Below are 23758 nucleotides of genomic sequence, written 5' to 3'. Positions count from 1 at the left end.
GTAACGCATGATTAAAGTAGAAAACCTGCGCATCGCCTTCGGCAGCGTCGAGGTGGTAAAAGGGGTGTCCTTCGCGCTGGAAAGCGGCGACAGCTTCGGCATGGTCGGCGAAAGCGGCTCCGGCAAGTCCACCATTTTGCGCGCGCTGGCCGGGTTAAATACCCAGTGGCGCGGACGTATCGAGTTTGGCGGCATGGCGCAACTGGCGCGGCGGGATCGCAGCTTTTTCCGTCAGGTGCAGATGGTGTTTCAGGATCCGTACGGATCGCTGCATCCGCGCCAGACCATCGATCGTATTTTGCATGAGCCGCTGCTGGTGCACCGCTTCGATCGCGCCGAGCAGCGTATTAGCCGGGCGCTGGAAGAGGTGGGCCTGCCCGCCGCGGCGCGTTTTCGTTTTCCCCACCAGCTCTCCGGCGGCCAGCGCCAGCGGGTGGCGATTGCCCGCGCGCTGATCGCCGAGCCGGAAGTGCTGCTGCTGGATGAACCGACCTCGGCGCTGGATGTGTCGGTGCAGGCGGAAATCCTCAATCTGCTGACAGACCTGCGTCAGGAGCGTAGGCTCACCTACATCATGGTCAGCCATAATCTGGCGGTGGTGTCCCATCTGTGTCAGCGCGTCGGCGTGATGCAGCATGGCGAGATGGTGGAACAGCTCAGCGTGGAGCATTTGCGCTCGCGCAACCTGCATCATCCGCACACGGCGGAGCTGTATGATTTAAGCATGACGCTGGAGGAACCGGCATGAGATTACACTGGCAGCGTGCCGTTGATGAGGCGCACGCAATCACCCAGTCCTGGAATCAGCCCGGCCAGCCGGGCGGCGCCATCACTCTGTTCGACGGCGAGCAGATTCGCGCCGCCTGCTGCGGCGGGCTGGCGGATCTGGCGCAGCAAACGCCGTTCACCACCCAGAGCGTGGTGCGTTTCGCCTCGGTCACCAAGCATCTGTTCGCCTCGCTGGTGACAGGGGCCGCCAGCTCGCAGCTTGCGCTGACCGACCCGCTCAGCCGGCATCTGCCGCAACTGACCGGCGAGAACGGTAAGGTGACGGTCGGGCAGGCGCTGGACATGACCTCCGGCCTGCCGGATGTGCGTGAAAGCCTGTCGCTGCTGGGGTTGTCGGTGTACAACGCCACCTCGGCCGACAGTCTGCTGGCGTTTCTGGCGGACAACGGCTGTCTGAATTACCCGGCAGGCAGCGAGATCTCCTACACCAACACCGGCTACCGGCTGGTGGAGGAAGCGCTGAAAGCCAAAGGCCTCTATTTTGCCGACCTGCTGCGCCGGCACATCAACCAGCCGCTGGGGATTGCGCTAAGCGCGCCGGAAACCTGGTTTGATATCGTGCCCGGACTGGTGCCGGGCTACTGGCAATCGCCGCAGGGCTGGCAGTTGTCCTGCGCCGGGCTGCACCTGTCTACTTCCGGTTGCGTTACCGGCAGCGTGCGCGATTTAACGGTCTGGCTGCAGTCGTTGCTGATGAATCAGGGGCCGGGCGAAGGCGTGCTGGCGCGCCTGTCTCAGCCGCGTTGCCTGAGCGACGGCCGCGTCACCGGTTACGGGCTGGGCGTGGCGCACAGCCGCATCGGCGATGCGTTGCTGGTGGGGCATGGCGGTTCTCACGCGGGTTATAAGAGTTATTTCCTGCTCGACCCGGTATTGCAGGTCGGGGTGGCGCTGGTCGCCAACCGGGAAGATGTCGCCACCTACGACAGCGTGCTGCGGGTGATGTCCACGTTGCTGGACCAGCCGCTGCCAACGCGCGGCCACGACCTGACGCCGGGGCTGTACGCGGCGGAGCAGGGCGGCCACTGGCTGGAGGTGAAAGGTCCGGGCGCTTGCTGGTTGGGCGCGACCGAAACGCTGTATCGCAGTGAAACGCCGGGTGTGGTGGTGTCGCTGTCCAGCCATCTGCCGATGAAGCTGCGGCAGCACGGCATGGCGATCGAAGGAGAAATCGGTCACGCTCCGTGCCGCTTTCTGCCGGTGGAGGCCGACAACAACGTGGCGCAACTGCAAGGCCGCTGGTACTGGCCGGACACTCGCAGCGAACTGGTGATTGACGGCGATAGTATCGTGATGGGACTCGGCCCGGCGGCGATCGCTGGCTCTTTGCAATCGCTCGGCAACGGCCGCGCGCTCGCCACGGTACAGGACGGCCCGTGGGAAAAACGCTTCTCGCTGCTGGTACAAGACGGCTATCTGACTCTACTGCTTAATCGCAGCCGGGTGGTGCGGTATCAGCGCGGGTGAGGTTGACCTATTTATCCACTGGCACCAGAAAGGAAAGCAGATTCTCCTTTCTGGTGTGATTCATCGACGGGTGTTTAATCCCGATAAATCCCCACTACCGCGTCTTCGCCGACGTAACCGTAACCGCGGTACATGCCTTCGCTGTTGAACGGCAGCGCGATGTTGCCCTGATGGTCGACGGCGATCAGCCCGCCGCTGCCGCCCAGCGCCAGCACTTTTTCCATAACGACTTTGTCGGCGGCCTGCGACAGCGGCAGGTTGCCGTATTCCATCAACGCCGAGACATCGTAGGCGGCGACGGTGCGCATGAACACTTCGCCGGTGCCGGTGCAGGAGACGGCGACGGTGCGGTTGTTGGCGTAACAGCCTGCGCCGACGATCGGCGAGTCGCCGACACGCCCGGCGCGTTTGTTGGTCATGCCGCCGGTGGAGGTCGCCGCCGCCAGGTTACCGGCCGCGTCCAGCGCTACCGCACCAACGGTGCCGAATTTGCGATCCGGATCGAGCGGATCGGCGCCCTGCGCCTGGCGTTCGCCGTCGTGATCCAGCAGGATCTTGCCGTCGCCCGCCTGCGCTTTCAGCAACTGCTGGTAACGTTCGTCGGTGGAGAAAAAGTCCGGTTCGACCATCTCCAGCCCCTGCTCGCGGGCAAAGGCTTCGGCGCCGTCGGCAGTAAACATCACGTGCGGGCTGCGTTCCAGCACCGCGCGGGCCGCCAGCACCGGGTTGCGGATATGGTTAACACCGGCAATGGCGCCTGCTTCCAGTGAACGGCCGTCCATGATGCTGGCGTCCAGTTCGTGGGTGCCGAGATGGGTAAACACCGCCCCTTTACCCGCATTGAACAGCGGGCACTCTTCCAGCATACGCACCGCTTCGGTGACCGCATCCAGCGCGCTGCCGTTGGCGGCCAGAATTTCCTGCCCGCGGTTCACAATGGCCTGCAACGCGGCGCGATAGCGCTGTTCTTTCTCGCTGTCCATCGCCGTGCGGCTTAACGCGCCTGCGCCGCCATGAATCACAATGACCGGTTTCATCTTTTCTTCCTTTAGTGCACTGAGCGCTTAGTTTTGCGTGGTCGCCAGATAGGAAAACGCTCCCAGCAGGCTGACGATCGGCGCGATGGTGGGGGATTGATAGCCCACGGTGATCGCGTCTTTGCGGACGACGCCTGGAATCAGGCAGAACAGGTCCGCCAGCACCGGTTTGGCGACCATCAGCTCCAGCTCATACGGCGGTTGCAAGCGGGTGGTTGTCTCTTTATGCGCTTTTTGCACCGCCTGAGTCGCCGCCAGCCGGATGGCGTTGCGGGCCGCTTCCGGACTCAGCGACTCCGCCGCCGTCTGGGAAATGGCGCGTTTGACGCAGGCGTAGTCCGCCGCCGGGTAGTAATGATTGATCCATGTTTGCAGCGTATCGTCGCCGCTCACCAGCCACAGCGGGGTGTTCAGCTCCGCGCCGGCGGCGGCGTAGATATCGCTTTCGCCCATCACTTCGCCGTTGATGCGCACCCGGTAAAACGCCCGGCCGTTGATGGTGTGCGCCAGCACGCCGTGTTCTCCGGCGGCGCTGTGGTAGCCGATGAACATCAGTCCATCGAACTGTTGCTGCTGCAAGCCTTCCACCATCGACAAGCCGCGTGGTTTGCCCTGCACCAGCCGGGCGCGCGGGTCGATATTCTCGGCGCGCAGGTTGGTCATGGCGGCGTGGCTGTCGGCCACTACCACCTCGCTGGCGCCGCCGGCGAAGGCGCCTTCAATGGCGGCGTTCACTTCCTGCTCCATCAGCCCGCGGGCTAACTGGTATTCCGGTGTGCCGGGGCTACACTGTTCCGGGCGCATCACGCCCGCGATGCCTTCGATATCCGCAGAAATAAATACTTTCATGTCAGCGTCCTTAGCGCCTGTTTCATCAGGCGGTTATGCGGGGAAATCCTGTGCCAGACGGTCCAGCACCTGTGTCAGGGCCGGGCGATGGTGGCCGCGAAAACCGGTGACGGCCTCTGCCTGCAGCAGGGCATCCAGCACCGCGTGTTCGGTGGCGTCGGCCGCCGCATTGAGCAGCGGTTCCAACTGTGCGTCTTCCGGCGGTTGGGGTGTCGGTTGGGTGGAAAAGGCCACCGCGATATCGCCGGAGCCGTGCCCCCAGTAGCTGCCGAGCCGCCCAAGACCGGCGCCGGCGCGACGGGCGATGCGGGTCAACTGACGGGCATCCAGCGCGGCGTCGGTGGCCATAACAATGATGATGGAACCGGCGTCGCGCTGGGGCGCCAGTTCCGGCAGCAGCGGCGCGATCGCCTCGCCGACCTGCACGCCGTCCAGCGTCAGGGCGGAGAGGGTGCCGAAATTGGCCAGCACTAGCACGCCGAGGGTAGCGTTCAGTTCCGGAATCAGCCGGGAGGCGGTGCCGATGCCGCCTTTGAGCGCAAAGCAGCTCATGCCGCGCCCGGCGCCGACGCTGCCGCGGGCAAAATCGGCCGTGGCGCTATCCAGCGCCGCGCGCGCCATCTCTTCGCTTACCGCCAGCGCCTGAATATCGTTAAGCCAGCCGTCGTTGCACTCCAGCGCCAGCGGGTTAACGGTCGGCAGGCTACGGCCCAGTTCCGGATTGCGGCCAATGGCGTCGCGCACCAGCGTGGTAAACAACGTGCCGACCGACAGGGTGTTGCTGAGCAGGATAGGCGTCTGCAATCGTCCCAGCTCTTCGATCTGCACCAGCCCCACCGGTTTGGCGAAGCCGTTGAGCACCGCGGCGCCGCAGGGCAACGGGTGTGTAAACAGGTTATCGCCGGGCGGCACGATGGCGGTGACGCCGGTTTGAATCTCGCCCTGCGCCAGCGTATGGTGGCCGACCCGCACGCCGGGCACGTCGCTCAGGCGGTTATGCGGGCCGAGCGGCGTACGCGGCGTGCCGAGCTGTCGTTCCGAGCGCCAGCGTTGCAGCAGCGGCGCCAGTCGTGCCTGTTGGTAACATGTCATGGTGTGTTTGCTCAGCTTTTCAGTTTCGGGTCCAACGTATCGCGCAGCGCGTCGCCCAGCAGGTTGAACGCCAGCACGGTGCAGAAGATAGCCAGACCGGGGAACACGCTGACGTGCCATTGTCCCGCCATCATCATGCTGCGGCTCATCGCCAGAATGTTGCCCCACTCGGGCACGTCCGGCTCTGGCCCCAGGCCGATGAAACTCAGGCCGGCCGCGGTCAGGATACTGGTGCCGATGCGCATGGTGAAATAAACGATCACGTTCGACAGCGTGCCCGGCAGAATATGACGCAGCAGAATCACCCGGTCCGGCGCGCCGGCGCAGCGCACCGCTTCGACATAGGCCGCCTGCTTGAGCGACAGCGTGGAGGCGCGCACGATACGGGCGAATACCGGCACGCTGAACACCGCCACCGCGATAATCACGTTATTGAGGCCAGGGCCAAGGATCGCCACCACCGCGATCGCCAGCAGCATGCCGGGAAAGGCGAACAGTACGTCGCAACCGCGCATGATCAGCATGTCGATGCTGCGGCCATAATAGCCCGCCAGCAAACCGAGGGCGATGCCCGCCAGCATGCCGAGCGTAACCGAGACGATGCCGATGTAGAGCGAAATGCGCGCGCCGTAAATAATGCGGCTCATCACGTCGCGGCCCAGATCGTCGGTGCCCATCCAGTGGCTGGTGGTCGGCGCCGCGCCGAGCGCCATCCAGTCCGGATCCATCGGATTCCAGGGCGCCAGCCAGGGGGCGAACACCGCCACCAGCACCAGCAGCAGCACAAAACCGCCGGAAGCCAACGCCATCGGGTTGCGGACGAACGCATGCAGAAAATCGCGCCACGGTGAACGAATCGCGCTGTCGTTCAGGGCGGATGGGGTCGCCACGGTCGGCTCTTGAGAAGTGTTCATCGCAGCTCCTAACGTAGACGAATGGCCGGGTTCACCACCGCGTACAGCAGGTCGACCAGCAGATTAATCAGGATAAATTCAAACACGAACAGCATCACCAGCGCCTGAATCACCGGCTGATCCTGCGTCTTGATGGATTCGATCAACAGCCAGCCGAGCCCCGGCCAGTTGAACACGCTTTCCACCACAATGGAGCCGCCCAGCAGAAAGCCGAACTGCAACCCGAGCATGGTGATAACCGGAATCAGCGCGTTGCGCATCACGTGTTTCCAGACGATCAGCCGTTGGCGTAGCCCTTTGGCGCGGGCGGTGCGTACATAATCTTCCTGCATCACTTCCAGGAAAGCGGAACGGGTAAAGCGCGCCATCACGGCGGCCACCGAGGCGCCCAGCGTCAGCGCGGGCAGAATAATGTCGGCCGGTTTGTTGTAGCCGCTGACCGAGAATACGCCGAACGGCATGGCGACGAACTGGATCAGCAGCAGGCCGAGCCAGAACGGCGGCATCGAGATACCGCCCACCGCCAGACTCATCAGCGACCAATCCTGCCACTTGCCGCGTTTAAGCGCGGCAAACACGCCGATCAGCAGGCCGAGGATCACCGACCAGGCGAAACCGGCCAGCGCCAGCCATAGCGTCGGCATAAAACTTTTCTGGATGACCGTCAGCACCGGCTGTTGGGTGCGGTAGGTGATGCCGAGATCGCCGTGCACCAGCCCATCCAGCCAGTTGAGGTACTGCTGCGGCAACGGATCGTTCAACCCCAGACGCTCACGGGCGGCTTCCACCGCCTCGATGGGGGCGTCGGGGCCGGCGTAGATCCGCGCCGGGTCACCCGGTAACAGCTTGATAAAACCGAACACCAACAGGGAGATCACCAGCAAGACCGGGATCATTTCCAGCAAACGTCGGACGATATAAGCAAACATGGCGATCCCCTGTGCGATTACTTGAACTCAGCCTGATCGAAGATCAGCGAACCGTCAGCCAGCATGTAAACGCCGGACAGATTTTTCACTTTGCCCACCAGGTTGTCCGGCACGCCCAGGAACACCACCGGCGCGTCTTTCCAGATCAGCTTCTGAGCATCGGCGTAAGCGGCGGCGCGTTTGTCGTTATCCGGGGTCGCCAGACCGGCCATGATGGCTTTGTCCACATCCGGGTTGCTGTAGTAAGAGACGTTGTAGGCTTTCGGCACCCAGGACTCGGTAGCGAACAGCGGACGCAGCGCCCAGTCGGCATCGCCGGTGGACGGCGACCAGCCGCCGTAGTACAGGTCAAACTCGGCCTGTTTCGGGTCTTTCACGCCCCACAGTTTTTCGTTGCGCGCGCCGGAATCCATCGGGGTGACGGTCGCCTTGATGCCGACTTGTTCCAGCTGCTGTTTGAAGAACTGGGCGCTACGCACCGCGGCGGTGGTGTTGGTGGTCCACAGTTTCAGCTCCAGCCCTTTTTCGTAGCCGGCTTCTTTCAGCAGTTCTTTGGCCTTGGCCGGGCTGTAGGTGTAGTTCGGTTCGCTCTGGCTGTTGAAGAACTGTACGCGCGGCGCCATGGCGGACGCGGCGGGCAGGCCCATGCCGGCAAAGCCGACTTTCAGCCAGATGGTACGGTTGATGGCGTAGTTCAGCGCCTGACGTACACGCACGTCGTTCAACGGCGCGTGCTGGGTGTTGATCGCCATGTAGTACAGATAGATGCTGGGGTCGCGCTGGATAGCCAGCTTGGCGTCATCTTCAACGGTTTTTACCAGATCGGACGGCAGCGGGTAGATGGCGTCGGACTGGCCGGATTTCAGCGCCGCGACGCGGGTGGCGTCTTCCGGCGACGGGTAGAAGGTCACGCTATCGACTTTCGGCCAGCCTTTCTGCCAGTAGTTGTCGTATTTCACCAGCTTGACGTCTTTACCCTGCTGCCATTCGGAGAACTTGAACGGGCCGGTGCCGACCGGGTGCACGCGCAGTTGGGTTTCGTCCGGATACTGTTTCAGCGCCGCCGGGCTGTGCATCACCGCCGACGGGTGGGCCAGCGTGTTGACGAAGGCGCCGAACGATTTGTTCAGCTCGATTTTCACCTGCGTCGGCGACAGTACCGTCACGCTTTTGATCATGTTGAACAGGCTGTTGCGCTTGAGCCCTTTGGTCTGATCGGCCAGACGGTCAAGGTTGGCTTTCACCGCATCGGCGTTGAACGGCGTGCCGTCCTGGAAGGTGACGCCTTCGCGCAGGGTGATGGTGAATTCGGTGGCGTCGGCGTTGCCGGTGTAACCGGTGGCCAGCCGCGGTACCAGTTTCATCTGGTTGTCGAACTGGAACAGACGCTCGAAAATTCCGCTCTGGATGGAGTAGCTCAGGGTGTCCGAGGTATCGTGCGGGTCCAGCCCGGTAATATCGGCATACATGGAAATGCGCAGATCCTGTGCCTGAGCCGCAGCGGCCAGACACAATGACAGCCCAAGAGCGACAGCGGAACGGCGTGAAGTTACTGCGGATAGTAACGGTTTCATGGTGTCTCCTGTAAATGGTGTGTGTTGCTGGTTGTGATTGCTGCTTTTATTAACTTTTTGTTTTTTTTGATTTAATCAACCGTTCGTGTATGACGGCTTGTTATCGCTCACGGTGACGTGAGGTGTCCCTGGTGTTGGACGGTACTGCTGTTTATCACTGACAAACTGACAACGGTTTACTGCTGCCCGAGCCCGGCTTCGCTCACCCAATGGTGCGGGGCGACTTCGCGGTAACGGGCTTTTTCCACCACCTCGTTCGCCTTGCGCAGCGGCGAGGGGATTTCGCTGTCGTCCAGCTCGCGCGCATAGCGGCGGCCGGGGTCGGCGATCGGCACCGAAGCCAGCAGGCGTCGGGTATACGGATGCTGCGGATTGTTGAATACCGACTGACGCGGGCCGATTTCCACGATCTGACCGAGGTACATCACCGCCACGCGGTTGGCGATGCGTTCCACCACCGCCATGTCGTGGGAGATGAAAATCCACGACACGCCGGTTTTCTGCTGTAAATCCATCATCAGGTTGACCACTTGCGCCTGAATCGACACGTCCAGCGCCGACACCGCCTCATCGGCGATGATCACCTGCGGTTGCAGCGCCATAGCGCGGGCGATGGCGATACGCTGGCGCTGGCCGCCGGAAAATTCGTGCGGATAGCGCTGGGCGTGTTCCGGTTGCAGGCCGACGCTTTTCAGCAGCGCCTGTACCTGCGGCGTGGCGTCTTCCAGCGATTTCACCAGCCCGTGCAGCAGCAGCGGCTCGGCGATGGTGAAACCGACGGTCAGACGCGGGTTGAGCGAGGCGTACGGGTCCTGAAACACCATCTGCATTTTGCGACGCAGCGGCTGGAAGTCGCGGTCGCGCAGGCTGGCGATTTCCTGCCCGTCGAACAGCAGGCTGTCGGTCTGGCTTTCCACCAGACGCAGCAAAGCCCGTCCGGTAGTGGATTTGCCGCAGCCGGATTCGCCGACAATCGCCAGCGTTTCGCCCGGCCAGACGGCGAAATCGATCTGTTCCACCGCATGTACCCGGTGGGTGACGGAGGAGAGAATGCCGCTGCGTATCGGGTAATAGACTTTCAGGCCGCGGATATCGAGCAGCGGCGGCGCGTCATAACGCGCGGTGGTATGGTCCTGTTCGGGCGCGGCGTTTTGCTGCCCCAGCAGCGGGAAACGGCGGGGCCAGGCGCGGTCGCGCATGTCGCCCAGCCGCGGCACTGCCGCCAGCAGCGCTTTGGTGTAGTCGTGCTGCGGGCGGTTGAAAATGGCGTCCACCGTTCCCTGTTCCACCACCTCGCCGCGGTACATCACCACCACGCGGTCGGCGATTTCCGCCACCACGCCCATGTCGTGGGTGATGAACAACACCGACATGTTGCTCTGGCGTTGCAGGTCGCGCAGGATTTGCAGGATGCGCGCCTGCACCGTCACATCCAGCGCGGTAGTCGGTTCGTCGGCGATCAGCAACTGCGGGTCGCAGGCCAGTGCCTGAGCGATCATCACCCGCTGACGCATGCCGCCGGACAGCGAGTGCGGGTAGCTGTTCATCACCCGATCGATGTCGGCGATGCGTACCTTGCGCAGCAGCTCGCGCGCTTTGCGCTCGGCGCTGGCGGCGTCGCACATCTGGTGGTCCAGCAACGCTTCGGTGAGCTGGTCGCCCACTTTCAGCACCGGGTTGAGCGAGGTCATCGGTTCCTGAAAGATCATCGCCATATCGCGGCCGCGCAGCCGACGGCGGGCGTCGTCCTTCATGCTCAGCAGGTCGTGGCGTCGTCCGGTGCTATCGATAAAGCGGATGCCGCCGCGTTCAATGCGGGCGGAAGCGGCCAGCAGCCCCATTACCGTCAGAGAGGTGACCGACTTGCCGGAGCCACTCTCGCCGACCACGGCCACCACTTCCCCTTTGTTGAGGCTGAAAGAGACGCCCTTGAGCGCCAGATGGGTGCCGGAGCGGCCGCTGAAGCTAACGCTCAGGTCATCGATCTCCAGCACCGGTTGCGACGCCGGGTCGGACGCGATCGCAGCAGGGATTGCGGTTGGGGTGGTATCCGTCATCGTCACTCCGGTAGGTTCTGTCACAGCCAGATGCGGCCGAGGTTATACGTCAGGTACGGCGAACTGTCCGCCGCCAGCCAGATCGGGCCGTCCAGATCCACGTGTTCGGCGGCCAGCGCCGCCGGCATGGCGGCTTCCATCGCCAGCGAGGAGCCAAGCATGCAGCCCACCATGATGCGCAGGTCGTACTGGCGCGCTTCCGCCACCATCGCCAGCGCTTCGGTTAGCCCGCCGCACTTGTCCAGCTTGATGTTGATCATTTCGTAGCGGTCGCGCAGGGCGGCGATGTCGCCGCGGTGATGGCAGCTTTCGTCGGCGCACACCGGAATGGCGTGTTCAAACGTCGCCAGCGCGCTGTCCTGCCCGGCGGGCAACGGCTGCTCCACCATCGCGATGCGATGCGCGGCAAGCTGGCGCAGCAGCGGCTCCAGCTCTAGCCCGCCCCAGGCTTCGTTGGCGTCCACAATCAGCGTCACGTTGGGCGCGGACTGGCGAATCGCCGCCACTTTTTCCAGAATCTGTTCCCGGTCGAGCTTGATTTTCAGCAACAGCGCGCCGCGGGAGACCGCGTCTTTGGCGGCGTTCGCCATGTTTTCCACGCTATCGAGACTCAGGGTCTCGGCGGTGATGATCGACTGCGGCGGCGCAATGGCGAGGTGCTGCCACAGCGTTTGTCTGGCAAGCGCGGCGTTCAGCCGCCATAAGGCGCAGTCCAGCGCGTTGCGGGCGGAGCCCGGCGGCAACGACTGCTGCAATGCTTCCAGATCGATGCCGTTTTCCACCGCCTGACGCACGGTTTCCAACTGGCGGGTCACGCTGTCGGCGGTTTCCTGATAGTGCGCGGTGGGGGTGCATTCTCCCCGACCGATAAAGCCGCGCTCTTCCAGTGTGACGCGCACTACCGTGACGGCGGTGCGGGTGCCGCGGGAGATGGCGAAAGGACGAGCCAGCGGCAGTTCCACGGTTTCGATTTGCATCTGTCGCATGGGCTTACCCCCGGGTTTTCAGCAGCGTCGCAATGTCATCGATACCGAAACGGATCGGGTCGGTGGCCGGCACGCCAAAGCGTTCGCTCAGGTCACGGCAGTAATCGCGCGCTTCCTGTTCGCCATAGTTGGAGGTGTTGATGGCGAAACCGGCCAACTGCACGTCCGGATTGGTGACGCGGGCGGCGCGCAGGTTGGCGTCCACGCAGTCGCCCAGTTCCACCATCGGCTGATGGGGCAGGTGGCGCATGTGCGGGCGACCCATTTCGTGGCACATCACCAGCCAGTGCGGCTGCGCGCCGTGGATAAGACCGGTGGTCACCCCGGCGTAGGACGGATGAAACAGCGAGCCCTGGCCTTCGACGATATCCCAGTGGTCGTCGTCGTTGGCCGGAGACAGCGCTTCCGCCGCGCCAGCGATGAAGTCGGCGATCACCGCGTCAATGGCGATGCCGTCGCCGGCGACCAGCACCCCGGTCTGGCCGGTGGCGCGAAAATCGGCTTTCAGACCCTGCGCGCGCATGGCGGATTCCAGCGCCAGCGAGGTGTACATTTTACCGACCGAACAGTCGGTACCGACGGTCAGCACACGCTTGCCGCTGCGTTTTTTGCCGCTGCCGACGGTCAGTTCCGGGCGCAGGTGGCGAATATCGAACAGCTGTACCTGATGCTGTTCCGCCAGCGCCTGCAAACCGGGGACGTCGATCAGGCGCTGATGCAGGCCGTTGGCGACGTTCATGCCGGCTTCGATAGCGGCGCGCACGGTATCCAGCCAGTGCGGCGGCAGAAAACCGCCGGCGTTGGCGGTACCCAGCACCAGCGTTTTGGCGCCGCGCGCCACGGCGGACGGAATATCCAGATCATCGAGCCCCAGCGACACCGTGCTGCCCGGCAGGCGCAGCTGTCCTACGCACTGTTCGGGGCGCCAGGTGTGAATGCCGCGCGCCGTTTTCACCGCCAGCGGGTCGGTCACGTCGCCAAGAAAAAGCAGGTAAGGTTGTGGAATCAGCATGATGTCTTATCCGTGGTTGCATAGTGGTTGCATAAAGGTGATGTCTAAGACTATTCCACGATGCTTTTTTTCTGACGAATGCTTGTTTATGGGTGGGGTATAACCTGACGTTATAGGGTTGGTTTTATATAATTTATTGTTATTTAAGGATTAATGTTTGCAAATGCCGGCAGGGTATAGCGGTGGGTTATGCCGAAACAGGCAGATCAAAATCTTTTGTATCAGTGGGGAAAACGGCGGCGGGACGGTTCAGGAGACCGCCAGCCCGAGCAGCAGACTCAGCGCGGTTGCCATCACCGTCAGCATCAGTAGCCGCATCATCCACATCGATTGCCGGATACAGGGGTAGCCGCTGCGTAGCAGGGCGCGCAACCGCAGGCGCGACCAGATATAGGTCATCAGCGTCATCAATAGCAGAAACAGCCCGACAACCAGCATCAGCGGCTGGCTTTTCATCGATCCGGCTTTCAACAGCAGTACGCTGTTGACCAGCAGCACAAAAGCGGTCCGCGACCAGGCAAGCCGCGTGCGTTCCGGCTGCAGGCCCGGATCGCGCGGCGGGTTATCGGCAGAGGGAGTCATGGCGGCTACAGCAGCAGGATAACCAAAGCCAGCGCGACGGAAATGGCGCTCACGCAGCTGGCGATGATAATCAGCAGACGGGTATAAGGCAGCGCTTGCCCGGTGCGCATCGCCCGCTCGTTGTCGGCCCAGCGTCGATAAGCCATCCACGCCAGCAGCGCCGCCGCCAGCGACAGAAACGCGGCTATACCGTCCCGGACGGCGGGCGGCGCCAGCGTGGGCGCAAACTGGTCAATGGCGACGGCACCCGCCAGAAACGCCAGCGCGGTGCGGATCCAGGCCAGAAAAGTACGCTCGTTGGCCAGCGAAAAGCGGTAATCCGGCGTCGAGCCCTGCTGCTGCCAGGGGATTTTCTTGTCGGGCGACGTCGGTGAAGAGGCTGGGTCACTCATGGGCATCAACGGCCAGCGGATGGACAATGCCCGCATTCTACATGGCCGGGCGGCGGCTCTCCAGCCAATGAGGCGGATGGCGGCGGAAAAGTTGATGAAATTTTAATCGCGACTGGCGGTAGGCAGGGCAGGGGGAAGACCGTATAATGCGCGCCAGTTTAATGAACCTGCCCGGAGACGATCCATGCGCCCAACAGGCCGAAATGCCCAGCAAATTCGCCCTCTCACATTAACCCGTAGCTACACCAAACATGCCGAAGGATCGGTGCTGGTTGAGTTTGGCGATACCAAGGTGTTGTGCAACGCCACAGTGGAAGAAGGGGTACCGCGTTTTCTGAAAGGTCAGGGACAAGGCTGGATTACCGCTGAATACGGTATGCTGCCGCGTTCTACCCACAGCCGTAACGCCCGCGAAGCGGCGAAAGGCAAGCAGGGTGGCCGTACGCTGGAAATCCAGCGCCTGATCGCCCGTTCGCTGCGCGCCGCGGTCGATCTGAACAAACTGGGTGAATTCACCATCACGCTGGATTGCGATGTGCTGCAGGCCGATGGCGGCACTCGTACCGCGTCCATCACCGGCGCCTGTGTGGCCCTGGCCGATGCGCTGAATGGCATGGTGGCCAGCGGCAAGCTGAAAACCAGCCCGCTGAAAGGCATGGTGGCGGCGGTATCGGTCGGGATCGTCAACGGTGAAGCGGTGTGCGACCTGGAATACGTGGAAGACTCCGCGGCGGAAACCGACATGAACGTGGTGATGACCGAAGATGGCCGTATGATCGAGGTGCAGGGCACCGCCGAGGGCGAGCCATTCAGCCATGACGAGTTGTTGTCGTTGCTGGCGCTGGCGCGCCGAGGCATCGAAGATATTGTCAAAGCGCAGAAGGCCGCACTGGCCGACTGATTTTTCAAAGCGACCCCAGTGGTCGCTTTTTTATGCCATCATTTTTTTATGCTATGTCGTCAGGGCGGCGGGGTGCCCCGCCATCCGCCGTCGTTACAGGAGAGGGAGTCATGAAAGCCTACCAGCGCCAGTTTATCGAATTCGCACTCAGCAAGCAGGTATTGAAGTTCGGCGAATTTACCCTGAAATCCGGGCGTATCAGTCCCTATTTCTTTAATGCCGGGCTGTTCAACACCGGGCGCGATCTGGCGTTGTTGGGGCGCTTTTATGCCGAGGCGCTGGTGGACGCCGCCGTCGAATTCGACGTCTTGTTCGGGCCGGCCTACAAGGGCATTCCGATTGCCACCACCACCGCGGTGGCGCTGGCGGAGCACCACGACCGCGACGTGCCGTACTGCTTCAACCGTAAGGAAGCCAAGGATCATGGCGAGGGCGGCAATCTGGTCGGCAGCCCGCTGAAAGGCCGTATCATGCTGGTGGACGATGTGATTACCGCCGGCACCGCTATCCGCGAGTCGATGGAAATCATCGCCGCGCAGGGGGCGACGCTGGCGGGCGTGTTGATCGCGCTGGACCGTCAGGAACGCGGCCGCGGCGAACTGTCCGCCATTCAGGAAGTGGAACGCGACTACCAGTGCAAGGTTACGTCGATCATCACCCTGGGGGGTCTGATTACCTATCTGGCTGAAAAACCGGAGATGGCCGCGCATCTGGAGGCGGTGAAAGCCTATCGCGCGCAGTTCGGCGTGTGAAATTCAGGGTGTGCAATAAGCGGCGTGGCGATTTGCCACGCGGTGCGGTTACTGAAGCTGGGCAGCCAGCAGCGGCCAGCGGGTATCGAAATCCTGCGTGGGTAGGGTGCGGAACTCGGAACGGGTAAAGCGCGACAGCATACCTTCGCAGAAAGCCAGCAACTGGCTGGCCAGCAGCGTTTCGTCATGGCGGAACGCTTCGCCGCTGCGCAGCTTGTGTTCGCGCAGCACCTGACGCAACTGGGATTCGATTCGGTCAAACAGCTGGTTGATACGGCCCTGCAACCGATCCTGCTCGAACATCAGCGCATGACCGGTGAGAATGCGCGTCAGGCCGGGGTTTTTCTCCGCAAAGCCAAGAATCAGCAACAAAATCAGCCGCAGCCGGTTAAAGGTGTCTTTTTCATCCTGCAGAATCAGGTTGATGCGAGTGGTCAGGCTGTCTTCAATAAATTCGATCAGGCTGTCAAACATCCGCGTTTTGCTGGGAAAGTGTCGGTAAAGCGCGGCTTCTGAAACGCCGACGGTGGCGGCCAGCTTGGCGGTGGTAATGCGTTGACTGCCGTCGCTGGATTCCAGCATCTGCGCCAGTGCCTGCAGAATTTCTTCGCGACGATTCCTTTTCGTATTTTCTTTCTCTGCCATGTCAGAAAAGACCCTTGATAAAAATGTGACGGACAAACACCAGATAGCGCCACAGTCGCATTAACGCTGTGGCTTTATAGTTTTCCTGGGAGGCAGGGATGTGGCGTATCAGTGACGGCCGGAATGGCCGAAACCACCCTCTCCCCGTTCGCTGCCGACAAAATCGTTAACCAGATTGAATTCGGCCTGCACTACCGGCACGAATACCATCTGGGCAATGCGTTCACCGGGTTCGATGGTGAAAGACTGACTGCCGCGGTTCCAGACCGACACCATCAGCTGACCCTGGTAGTCGGAATCGATCAGGCCTACCAGGTTGCCCAGCACCACGCCATGTTTGTGGCCGAGACCCGAACGAGGCAGGATCACCGCAGCCAGCGACGGGTCGGCGATGTGGATAGCCAGACCGGTCGGCACCAGCGTGGTTGCGCCAGCCGCCAGTTCCACCGCGCTGTCCAGACAGGCACGCAAGTCCAGCCCGGCGGAACCCGGCGTTGCATAGGTCGGCAACGGGAACTGTTGCCCGATACGCGCATCAAGAATTTTTACGTCGATTTTTTTCATCATAACGGCTGACAATCTCGTCGATTAACTGTTGGCCCAGCAGGTGTTTGCTGCCGTGCGGCAGGCGCTTATCCCCGCCCGGCCAGAAAAGATGCAATGCATTGTTTTCCGAATTAAACCCTTGATCGGAAAGGGATACATCATTCGCGCAAATCAGGTCCAGCTGTTTGCGGGCCAGTTTCTGGCGCGCGTATTCTTCCACATTACTGGTTTCGGCGGCAAACCCGACAACATAAGGACGGTTTTCGCTCATGGCGGCCACATCGGCGATGATATCCGGATTTTTGACCAAAGTGACACTGATTTCATCGCCCTGTTTTTTGATCTTTTCATCGGCGATCGCCTGCGCCCGGTAGTCCGCCACGGCGGCGCAGCCCACCACGATATTCTGCTGCGGCGCTTCACGCATCACGGCCTGATGCATTTCCTGCGCGCTGATGACATCAATACGGGTGACGTTATCAGGCGTCGGTAAATTAACCGGGCCTGCCACCAGCGTCACGCGAGCCCCGCGCGCGGCGGCGGCGGCGGCGATGGCGAATCCCATTTTCCCGGAACTGTGATTGCTGATGAAGCGCACCGGATCCAGCGCTTCACGCGTCGGCCCTGCCGTAACCATAACACTGAGGTGTTGCAGATCATTGACATGAGCGAAGTGCGCGTCAGCGTTCGCCACAATCTCCAGCGGATCAATCATCCGGCCGGGGCCGACATCGCCACAGGCCTGACTGCCGCTGTCCGGACCCCAGATCAACGCGCCTCGGGCAGCCAATACGCCCAGATTGTGCTGTGTGGCGGCGGCCCGGTACATCTGCTGGTTCATGGCCGGTGCGATGGCGACAGGCGCCGCCGTCGCCAGACAGACGGTAGTCAGCAGATCGTTGGCCATGCCTGCCGCCATCCGGGCGATCAGGTCTGCTGACGCAGGAGCCAGAATCACCAGGTCCGCCCATTTCCCCAGCTCGATATGGCCCATGGCGGCCTCGGCGGCGGGATCCAGCAGATCGGTCGATACCGGATGACCGGACACTGCCTGCAGCGTTAAAGGCGTGATAAACGCGCTGGCAGCGGGCGTCATCACCACGCGCACCTCGGCGCCTCTGTCGCGCAGGCGTCGAACCAGTTCCGGGCATTTGTAGGCGGCGATGCCGCCGCTGATGCCCAGTACGATATGTTTTCCTGCAAGCCGTTTTTCCGCAAGCAGCGTGCCGGAAAGCCCGTGCAGACTGGAAGAATCTGTCATCGTTATATCCGTTTGTCAGCCGAAAAGAGGCTGCATTTTATCATAAGCTGCCGCAGGTCGAAGAATGTTAGGTATCGCATTTCCTGATGCAGAAAAAATTGCGGAACGCCTCGCAACCCGCGCACCGGCCTGTCGTCCCTTTGGCGGACGCATGGGATGATAGGCCACCGTTCGGGAAGGAGAGTGGCAATGGCATGGAATGACGGGTGTGCGCCGCGTGAAAAACTGATGACGCTGGGCGCCGGGGCACTGAGCGATACGGAACTGTTGGCGATCTTTCTGCGTACCGGCATCGCAGGTACGCATGTGATGCAACTGGCGGAAAGTCTGCTGGTGCAATTTGGGTCGTTGTATCATCTCATGATGGCGGACAAGGACACCTTTTGCACCGCACGGGGCGTGGGGGTGTCCAAATATACGCAGTTGCAGGCGGTGGCGGAACTGGCCCGGCGGCTGTTTTCTTCCCACCTGGCGCGGGAGGACGCCATGCTTAACCCGGAAGTGACGCAGCAGTATCTGCAATTGCTGCTGGCGCATCATGAACGGGAGATCTTTCTGGTGATGTTTCTGGATAACCAGCATCGGGTGATTCGTCATCAGGAAATGTTCGCCGGCACGATCAGCAGCGTGGAGGTGCATCCGCGTGAAATTGTGCGCGAGGCTCTCAAAGCCAACGCCGCCGCGCTGATTCTGGCGCATAACCATCCGTCCGGTCGGGCGGAGCCCAGTCAGGCCGACCGTTCCATCACCGGAAAAATCGTGCAGGCCTGCCAGTTGCTGGAAATTCGGGTGCTCGACCACCTGGTTATCGGGCGCGGCGAGTACGTTTCTTTTGCCGAGCGAGGGTGGATTTGAAAGATATTTCCGCGATCCTGGGGGATCTTTAGTTGTTCGGGACTTGAGCGCATACGCTTCAAAGCGTATACTACGCCACCTTTGAGAATCTTGGGTGTGGCGTTAAGAGCCTATCTCAGCAGGTTTACCCTGATGACAGAGTCTTTTCAGTGAAGTTGCTGAGATGGGCTCTAAAGCCTGACGAGGCGGCCGACACCCTCTACGAAGCTCGAGCTGATTTGATTTTTGGAGAATAGACATGTCCCGAGTCTGCCAAGTTACTGGCAAGCGTCCGGTGACCGGTAATAACCGTTCCCACGCAATGAATGCGACTAAACGCCGTTTTCTGCCAAACCTGCATTCCCATCGTTTTTGGGTTGAAGGTGAGAAGCGTTTTGTAACGCTGCGCGTATCTGCTAAAGGTATGCGTGTTATCGATAAAAAGGGTATCGAAGCGGTTCTGGCCGATCTGCGTGCCCGTGGTGAAAAGTATTAAGGAACTGAATCATGGCTAAAGGTGTTCGCGAGAAGATCAAGCTGGTTTCTTCTGCTGGTACTGGTCACTACTATACCACTACGAAGAACAAACGTACGATGCCGGAAAAACTGGAACTGAAAAAATTCGATCCAGTCGTTCGTCAGCACGTCGTCTACAAAGAAGCTAAAATCAAGTAATTTTAGTGGACCTGAAAAACCCGGCTTCGGCCGGGTTTTTTTATCGCTTCAGCAGGACGTTTCACCGGAGGACGCATGCCAGAATTACCCGAAGTGGAAACCAGCCGCCGCGGCATTTCACCCTGGCTGGTCGGTCATACCATTTTGTATGCCGAGGTGCGTAACGCGCGCCTGCGCTGGCCCGTCTCTCCTGAAATTCTGTCGCTGAGCGATACGCCGGTGCTGAGTGTGCAGCGGCGCGCCAAATACCTGCTGATTGAACTGCCGACCGGCTGGATAATCGTCCATCTTGGCATGTCCGGCAGTTTGCGGGTATTGCCGCAATACAGCGAGCCGGATAAGCATGACCACGTCGATCTGGTGATGGACAGCGGCAAGGTGCTGCGCTATACCGACCCGCGTCGTTTCGGCGCCTGGCTGTGGTGCGATGATCCAACGACCAGCTCGGTACTGGCGCATCTGGGGCCAGAACCGCTGAGCGACGACTTTTCCAGTCGCTATCTGTTCACCCAATCCCGCGGCCGTAAAACGCCGGTCAAGCTGTGGATTATGGACAACAAGCTGGTGGTGGGCGTAGGCAACATCTACGCCAGCGAGTCGCTGTTTAACGCCGGTATTCTGCCGAACCGGTCGGCGGGTTCGTTGTCTGAGGTTGAAGCGGACCAACTGGTACGTTCCATCAAACAGGTATTGCAACGCTCGATTGAGCAGGGCGGCACCACGCTGCGGGATTTCCTGCAGTCTGACGGCAAACCGGGTTATTTTGCGCAGGAGTTACAGGTCTATGGCCGTAGCGGCGAGCCCTGCCACCATTGCGGCACGCCGATTGAGAGCATCAAGCAGGGCCAGCGCAGTACTTTTTTTTGTAAATGTTGCCAGCGTTAACAACGCATGGGGAATCGAATGGGTCATATAGATATAAGCATTATCGTGCCAGTTTTTAATTGTGAAAAATATCTGGATGTCTTATTTCCATGTTTACTCCAGCAGGATGATATTTCTTTTGAGATCATTGCTGTTAACGACGGCTCAACTGATAACAGCCTGGCAATATTGAAGAATTTTGCACAGCAGGATTCGCGGATAATAATCGTTGACCAGCCAAATCAAGGATTGTCTGCTGCTCGTAATGCGGGGTTAAAACAGGCCCAGGGAGAATATATCGGATTTGTTGACGGTGATGATTGGGTCTCACCGAATATGTTCTCTCACTGGGTGGCAGAAGCCAAAAACCAGAATGTCGATGTTTTAATCGGGAATGCCTTCACCTTTAAGGATGATCCTATTCAGGAATCTGGGAAGACATTACTCACGAAACAGCCCTGGGGAGATCTCATTTCAGGTGAGGAATGGATTGTTCATTGTGTTAACAACAAAGAATGGCCCCATTTTGCATGGTTGCAGCTGATTCGTAGAGAAATCATCTTAGAGGGAGAACTCTCGTTTATTCGCGGTATGTTACATGAGGATATCTTATGGACAACTCTGCTGGCGCTGTCGGTAAAACGTATTGGTTTTTGTGAAAAACCGATTTATGGATACCGTCGTGGAAATGTAAACTCAATCACCCGATCTGTTTCTTTCGAAAAAATTCATTCAAGAACAAATAGTTATATTGATATTATTTCTTGTCTTACCCGTATAGCTAAAACCAGAAAAGATGACAGAGATTTATATATTGCCTTGTTGAGCCATGCTCAGTCTGAAAGCCGAAATTTATTTGGATTGATCAGAAAAGGTGTTTCCCAGTCGCCTCTTCGTCGAGAGCTCTCTCGCCGTGTAATAAAAGAAAATATCTGTCATTTGTTATACATGCATCCGAAAAGCCTATCTGAACTCTGGTATGCATTAAGATTTACTATGACGATGTATATTTATTCCCGGCTCTGAATATTAATAACAAATACGTCATGCCAGCTTCTGCTGCAGCGCCAGAGCAATGGGGGCGGGCAAAAAGTGTGAAACGTCGCCGCCGTGACGGGCAACTTCTTTAACCAGAGACGATGAGATGAAAGACCACTGCTCCGATGGCATCAGAAATATGCTTTCCAGCGTCGGCATCAGGTGGTGGTTCATTTTGGCCAGTTGCAGTTCGTATTCGAAGTCAGACACGGCGCGTAACCCCCGCACCAGAATCGTCGCCTGCTGCTGCCGGGCGAAATTAGCCATCAGATCGGTAAACCCAACCACCTCGACGTTCGACAGATGCCGCGTGGCTTCTTTAGCCAGCGCCACTCGTTCTTCCAGCGTAAACAGCGTTTTTTTGCCAGGGCTGGCGGCAATAGCCAGAATCAGGTGATCGAACATGCGCGTCGCGCGTGTCAACAGGTCCAGATGGCCGTTGGTCAGCGGGTCAAAGGTGCCGGGATAGATGGCTCTAGTCTTCATGGTGCTGATGTTCCTGGTGAGTGTCGCGCCGGTTATTCAGGGCCCATAGACCAGTATATTTGTTAAACGTGTACTGTGCATTCACGATGGCCAGCAGCAGTCCTTGTTTGCCGTCCAGAAAGCCGGCCCGTAACAGCCAGGTTTTGACAAACGCTCCCAGCGTGTGCAGTACGATGGCGGCGAAACCGCAACGTTTGCCCTGACGAAAGCGCTCTATCGCCCAGCTTTCCGCGTAGGCGAACTGCTTTTGCTGGAAACTGAAAAAGTCCCGGCAGGTCAGATGCTTCAGGTCGCCGTCCAGCGAAATCACCCGGGCGGCGCCATAATCGAGGGATTCGTGCACCGCGTTGTCGTTGTAACGGTAGCGGTTGGGATACAGGCGGATAACTTCATCCGGATACCAGCCGCTGTGGCGCATGAAGCGCCCCAGAAACAGATTGCGGCGCGCACAGCGGTAGACGGCATCGCTTTCCGGGGATTCGAGCGTCGCCTCGATGGACTGCCGCAGCGCCGGCGTGACCCGCTCGTCGGTATCGATCATGAAGATGTAATCGCCGCTGGCGTACTGTTGCGCCAGTTGGCGCTGTTTGCCGAAACCGGGCCAGTCGGTGTGCTGATAAACCTGTGCGCCGTGGCGGCGGGCGACATCCAGCGTGCCGTCGCCGCTACCGGAATCCAGCACGATAATCTCGTCGGCCCAGTCGACCGACGCCAGACAGTCGGGCAGCAGCTCCGCCGCGTTATGGCTGATAAGAACGACGGACAGGCGTTTCCGGCTCATTACTGACTCCGTGGCGGCAGATAGGGCTCCAGCAGAGCCAGCAGACTTTGCAGCGCGCCCTGATTTTTGTGCAGTACGTCCACGGCATGGTGGCCGTGATAACGGCGATAATCATCGTCAGACAGTAGGGTGGTGACCTGTTCCACCAGCGATGCGGTATCCCGCACGGTGATCAGCCCATCGGATTCCTGCAGGCGGGCGCAGATATCTTTGAAGTTGAAGGTATGCGGCCCCATCAGCACCGGTATGGCGTGCGCGGCCGGTTCCAGCGGATTATGTCCGCCTCGCTCAATCAGGCTGCCGCCGACAAACGCCAGGTCGGCAATGCCGTACAGCAGCATCAGTTCACCCATGGTATCGCCAATCACCACATGAGACGAGGCGGGGGGCACGGTGCCCGCGCTGCGCAGGGTATATTCCAGCCCGGCCTTGCGGACGATTGCTTTGGCGTCGTCGAAACGGTCGGGATGGCGCGGCACCAGAATCAGCAACAGCGTGGGGAAGGCTTTCAGCAACTCGGTGTGGGCATCGACGATGATCTTTTCTTCGCCTTCATGAGTACTGGCGGCGATCCACACCGGGCGCTGCGGCGCCCACTGACGACGCAGCGTCACGGCGCGCGCGGCCAGTTCCGGCGTGACGGAGATATCGAATTTCAGGCTGCCGGTCACGTTCAACTGGGTGCGTTTTAGCCCCAGATTGATAAAGCGCTCGCCATCTTCTTCATTTTGCACCGCGATGAGGGTGATGCGACGCAGCAGCGTACGCATAAAGCGGCCGAGTTTGCGGTAGCCGTTGGCGGAACGTTCGGACAGACGGGCGTTGGCGATGATCAGCGGGATCTTGCGCTGGTGTAGCGCCGTGATCAGGTTAGGCCACAGCTCGGTTTCCATGATGATTACCAGACGCGGCTGCACATGATCGAGAAAGCGCGCCATGGCGCCGGGCAGATCGTAGGGCAGGTAGACATGGTAGACATCTTTGCCGAATGCGGATAAAGCGCGCTCGGAGCCGGTCGGCGTCATGGTGGTGACGGTTATCGGCAGGGATGGATAGCGGTGGCGCAAGGCGCGGACCAGCGGCACCGCGGCCAGCGTCTCTCCGACGGAGACGGAATGCAGCAGTATGCCTTCGGGTTTTACCTGATTCTTGTAGAAGCCGTAGCGCTCCCCCCAACGTTTGCGGTAAGCGGGGATTTTGCGGCCCCGGAGCCAGAGGCGCAGCCAGATAAGCGGCTGGATCATGTAAAACAGAAAGGTGTACAGCGTTTGTAACATAATCATCGGTATTATAGT

At 60.2% G+C, this 23758-nt stretch carries 26 protein-coding genes; 9 read left to right on the top strand and 17 right to left on the bottom strand.

What is annotated here, in order from left to right; all coding sequences use genetic code 11:
- Window positions 1–7: 7 nt before the first annotated feature.
- The gene (locus DXX3274_RS21305; RefSeq protein ID WP_042861557.1) at window positions 8–748 is read left to right on the top strand and encodes an ABC transporter ATP-binding protein; all 741 of its coding nucleotides are present in this window, start codon (window positions 8–10) and stop codon (window positions 746–748) included.
- Window positions 745–2256, top strand: a complete 1512-nt coding sequence (locus DXX3274_RS21300) for a serine hydrolase (RefSeq protein WP_042861555.1) — start codon at window positions 745–747, stop codon at window positions 2254–2256. The genes DXX3274_RS21305 and DXX3274_RS21300 overlap by 4 nt, the downstream gene beginning before the upstream one ends.
- 74 nt (window positions 2257–2330) lie before the next feature.
- Here DXX3274_RS21300 and DXX3274_RS21295 read toward each other — a convergent pair whose 3' ends face one another.
- The 11 genes from DXX3274_RS21295 to DXX3274_RS21245 form a co-directional block, all read right to left on the bottom strand.
- Window positions 2331–3293 (bottom strand): isoaspartyl peptidase/L-asparaginase family protein, encoded by a 963-nt coding sequence (locus DXX3274_RS21295; RefSeq protein WP_042861553.1) that lies wholly within the window; start codon window positions 3291–3293, stop codon window positions 2331–2333.
- A gap of 27 nt (window positions 3294–3320) precedes the next feature.
- Window positions 3321–4142, bottom strand: coding sequence for a M55 family metallopeptidase (locus DXX3274_RS21290; protein ID WP_042861552.1), 822 nt, complete (start codon window positions 4140–4142; stop codon window positions 3321–3323).
- A gap of 33 nt (window positions 4143–4175) precedes the next feature.
- A complete protein-coding gene (locus DXX3274_RS21285) occupies window positions 4176–5234 on the bottom strand; it encodes a P1 family peptidase (RefSeq protein WP_042861551.1) in 1059 nt (352 codons plus the stop codon).
- An 11-nt stretch (window positions 5235–5245) separates the two neighbouring features.
- Entirely contained in the window at window positions 5246–6148 is a 903-nt protein-coding gene (locus tag DXX3274_RS21280) for an ABC transporter permease subunit (RefSeq protein ID WP_042861550.1), read from the bottom strand.
- 8 nt (window positions 6149–6156) lie between these two features.
- A complete protein-coding gene (locus DXX3274_RS21275) occupies window positions 6157–7077 on the bottom strand; it encodes an ABC transporter permease (RefSeq protein WP_038920574.1) in 921 nt (306 codons plus the stop codon).
- Window positions 7078–7094: 17 nt separating this feature from the next.
- Entirely contained in the window at window positions 7095–8651 is a 1557-nt protein-coding gene (locus tag DXX3274_RS21270) for a glutathione ABC transporter substrate-binding protein (RefSeq protein WP_042861548.1), read from the bottom strand.
- 176 nt (window positions 8652–8827) lie between these two features.
- Entirely contained in the window at window positions 8828–10708 is a 1881-nt protein-coding gene (locus DXX3274_RS21265; RefSeq protein ID WP_042861547.1) for an ABC transporter ATP-binding protein, read from the bottom strand.
- A gap of 20 nt (window positions 10709–10728) precedes the next feature.
- The gene (gene dgcA, locus DXX3274_RS21260) at window positions 10729–11694 is read right to left on the bottom strand and encodes an N-acetyl-D-Glu racemase DgcA (RefSeq protein WP_042861546.1); all 966 of its coding nucleotides are present in this window, start codon (window positions 11692–11694) and stop codon (window positions 10729–10731) included.
- 4 nt (window positions 11695–11698) lie between these two features.
- Window positions 11699–12706, bottom strand: coding sequence for an N-acetyltransferase DgcN (dgcN, locus tag DXX3274_RS21255; RefSeq protein ID WP_038663531.1), 1008 nt, complete (start codon window positions 12704–12706; stop codon window positions 11699–11701).
- Window positions 12707–12955: 249 nt separating this feature from the next.
- Window positions 12956–13288 carry a DUF202 domain-containing protein gene (locus DXX3274_RS21250; RefSeq protein WP_042861544.1) on the bottom strand — a complete coding sequence of 111 codons (333 nt, stop codon included), beginning with the start codon at window positions 13286–13288 and terminating at the stop codon, window positions 12956–12958.
- A gap of 5 nt (window positions 13289–13293) precedes the next feature.
- Window positions 13294–13686 carry a YidH family protein gene (locus DXX3274_RS21245; RefSeq protein ID WP_050569971.1) on the bottom strand — a complete coding sequence of 131 codons (393 nt, stop codon included), beginning with the start codon at window positions 13684–13686 and terminating at the stop codon, window positions 13294–13296.
- 178 nt (window positions 13687–13864) lie between these two features.
- On the opposite strand from DXX3274_RS21245, the gene rph reads away from it, so the two are divergent.
- Window positions 13865–14581: a ribonuclease PH gene (gene rph, locus DXX3274_RS21240; protein WP_042861543.1), complete on the top strand. Its 717-nt coding sequence runs from the start codon at window positions 13865–13867 to the stop codon at window positions 14579–14581.
- Window positions 14582–14691: 110 nt separating this feature from the next.
- The gene (gene pyrE, locus DXX3274_RS21235; RefSeq protein WP_042861542.1) at window positions 14692–15333 is read left to right on the top strand and encodes an orotate phosphoribosyltransferase; all 642 of its coding nucleotides are present in this window, start codon (window positions 14692–14694) and stop codon (window positions 15331–15333) included.
- Window positions 15334–15381: 48 nt separating this feature from the next.
- Here the strand turns inward: pyrE and slmA are convergent, their stop codons facing one another.
- The 3 genes from slmA to coaBC form a co-directional block, all read right to left on the bottom strand.
- Window positions 15382–15978, bottom strand: coding sequence for a nucleoid occlusion factor SlmA (gene slmA / locus DXX3274_RS21230; protein ID WP_013319939.1), 597 nt, complete (start codon window positions 15976–15978; stop codon window positions 15382–15384).
- 108 nt (window positions 15979–16086) lie between these two features.
- Window positions 16087–16545 carry a dUTP diphosphatase gene (gene dut, locus DXX3274_RS21225; RefSeq protein WP_042861541.1) on the bottom strand — a complete coding sequence of 153 codons (459 nt, stop codon included), beginning with the start codon at window positions 16543–16545 and terminating at the stop codon, window positions 16087–16089.
- Entirely contained in the window at window positions 16514–17785 is a 1272-nt protein-coding gene (gene coaBC, locus DXX3274_RS21220; RefSeq protein WP_050569915.1) for a bifunctional phosphopantothenoylcysteine decarboxylase/phosphopantothenate--cysteine ligase CoaBC, read from the bottom strand. The genes dut and coaBC overlap by 32 nt, the downstream gene beginning before the upstream one ends.
- Window positions 17786–17974: 189 nt before the next feature.
- On the opposite strand from coaBC, the gene radC reads away from it, so the two are divergent.
- From radC to DXX3274_RS21195, 5 genes are all read left to right on the top strand, one after another.
- Window positions 17975–18640 (top strand): DNA repair protein RadC, encoded by a 666-nt coding sequence (radC, locus tag DXX3274_RS21215; RefSeq protein ID WP_042861540.1) that lies wholly within the window; start codon window positions 17975–17977, stop codon window positions 18638–18640.
- Window positions 18641–18878: 238 nt separating this feature from the next.
- Window positions 18879–19115, top strand: a complete 237-nt coding sequence (rpmB, locus tag DXX3274_RS21210) for a 50S ribosomal protein L28 (RefSeq protein ID WP_012763801.1) — start codon at window positions 18879–18881, stop codon at window positions 19113–19115.
- A gap of 11 nt (window positions 19116–19126) precedes the next feature.
- Entirely contained in the window at window positions 19127–19294 is a 168-nt protein-coding gene (gene rpmG, locus DXX3274_RS21205; protein ID WP_012763802.1) for a 50S ribosomal protein L33, read from the top strand.
- Between the two features lie 75 nt (window positions 19295–19369).
- A complete protein-coding gene (gene mutM / locus DXX3274_RS21200; RefSeq protein WP_042861539.1) occupies window positions 19370–20179 on the top strand; it encodes a bifunctional DNA-formamidopyrimidine glycosylase/DNA-(apurinic or apyrimidinic site) lyase in 810 nt (269 codons plus the stop codon).
- Window positions 20180–20197: 18 nt separating this feature from the next.
- On the top strand, window positions 20198–21184 hold the full coding sequence (locus DXX3274_RS21195) for a glycosyltransferase (RefSeq protein ID WP_042861538.1): 987 nt from the start codon (window positions 20198–20200) through the stop codon (window positions 21182–21184).
- An 18-nt stretch (window positions 21185–21202) separates the two neighbouring features.
- Here DXX3274_RS21195 and coaD read toward each other — a convergent pair whose 3' ends face one another.
- Genes coaD through waaA form a run of 3 tightly spaced genes read right to left on the bottom strand, consistent with a single transcriptional unit; the run spans window position 21203 to window position 23740 of the window.
- Entirely contained in the window at window positions 21203–21682 is a 480-nt protein-coding gene (coaD, locus tag DXX3274_RS21190; RefSeq protein WP_042861537.1) for a pantetheine-phosphate adenylyltransferase, read from the bottom strand.
- Window positions 21672–22463 carry a glycosyltransferase family 2 protein gene (locus tag DXX3274_RS21185; RefSeq protein WP_042861536.1) on the bottom strand — a complete coding sequence of 264 codons (792 nt, stop codon included), beginning with the start codon at window positions 22461–22463 and terminating at the stop codon, window positions 21672–21674. The genes coaD and DXX3274_RS21185 overlap by 11 nt, the downstream gene beginning before the upstream one ends.
- Window positions 22463–23740, bottom strand: coding sequence for a lipid IV(A) 3-deoxy-D-manno-octulosonic acid transferase (gene waaA / locus DXX3274_RS21180; RefSeq protein ID WP_039691888.1), 1278 nt, complete (start codon window positions 23738–23740; stop codon window positions 22463–22465). The genes DXX3274_RS21185 and waaA overlap by 1 nt, the downstream gene beginning before the upstream one ends.
- Window positions 23741–23758 lie beyond the last annotated feature (18 nt).

It is taken from the genome of Dickeya sp. NCPPB 3274, from assembly GCF_000406205.1.
In the GTDB taxonomy this organism is placed as follows: domain Bacteria; phylum Pseudomonadota; class Gammaproteobacteria; order Enterobacterales; family Enterobacteriaceae; genus Dickeya; species Dickeya fangzhongdai.
Note: the sequence above shows the minus strand (reverse complement) of the source record. Positions and strands in the feature narration are given on the sequence as shown.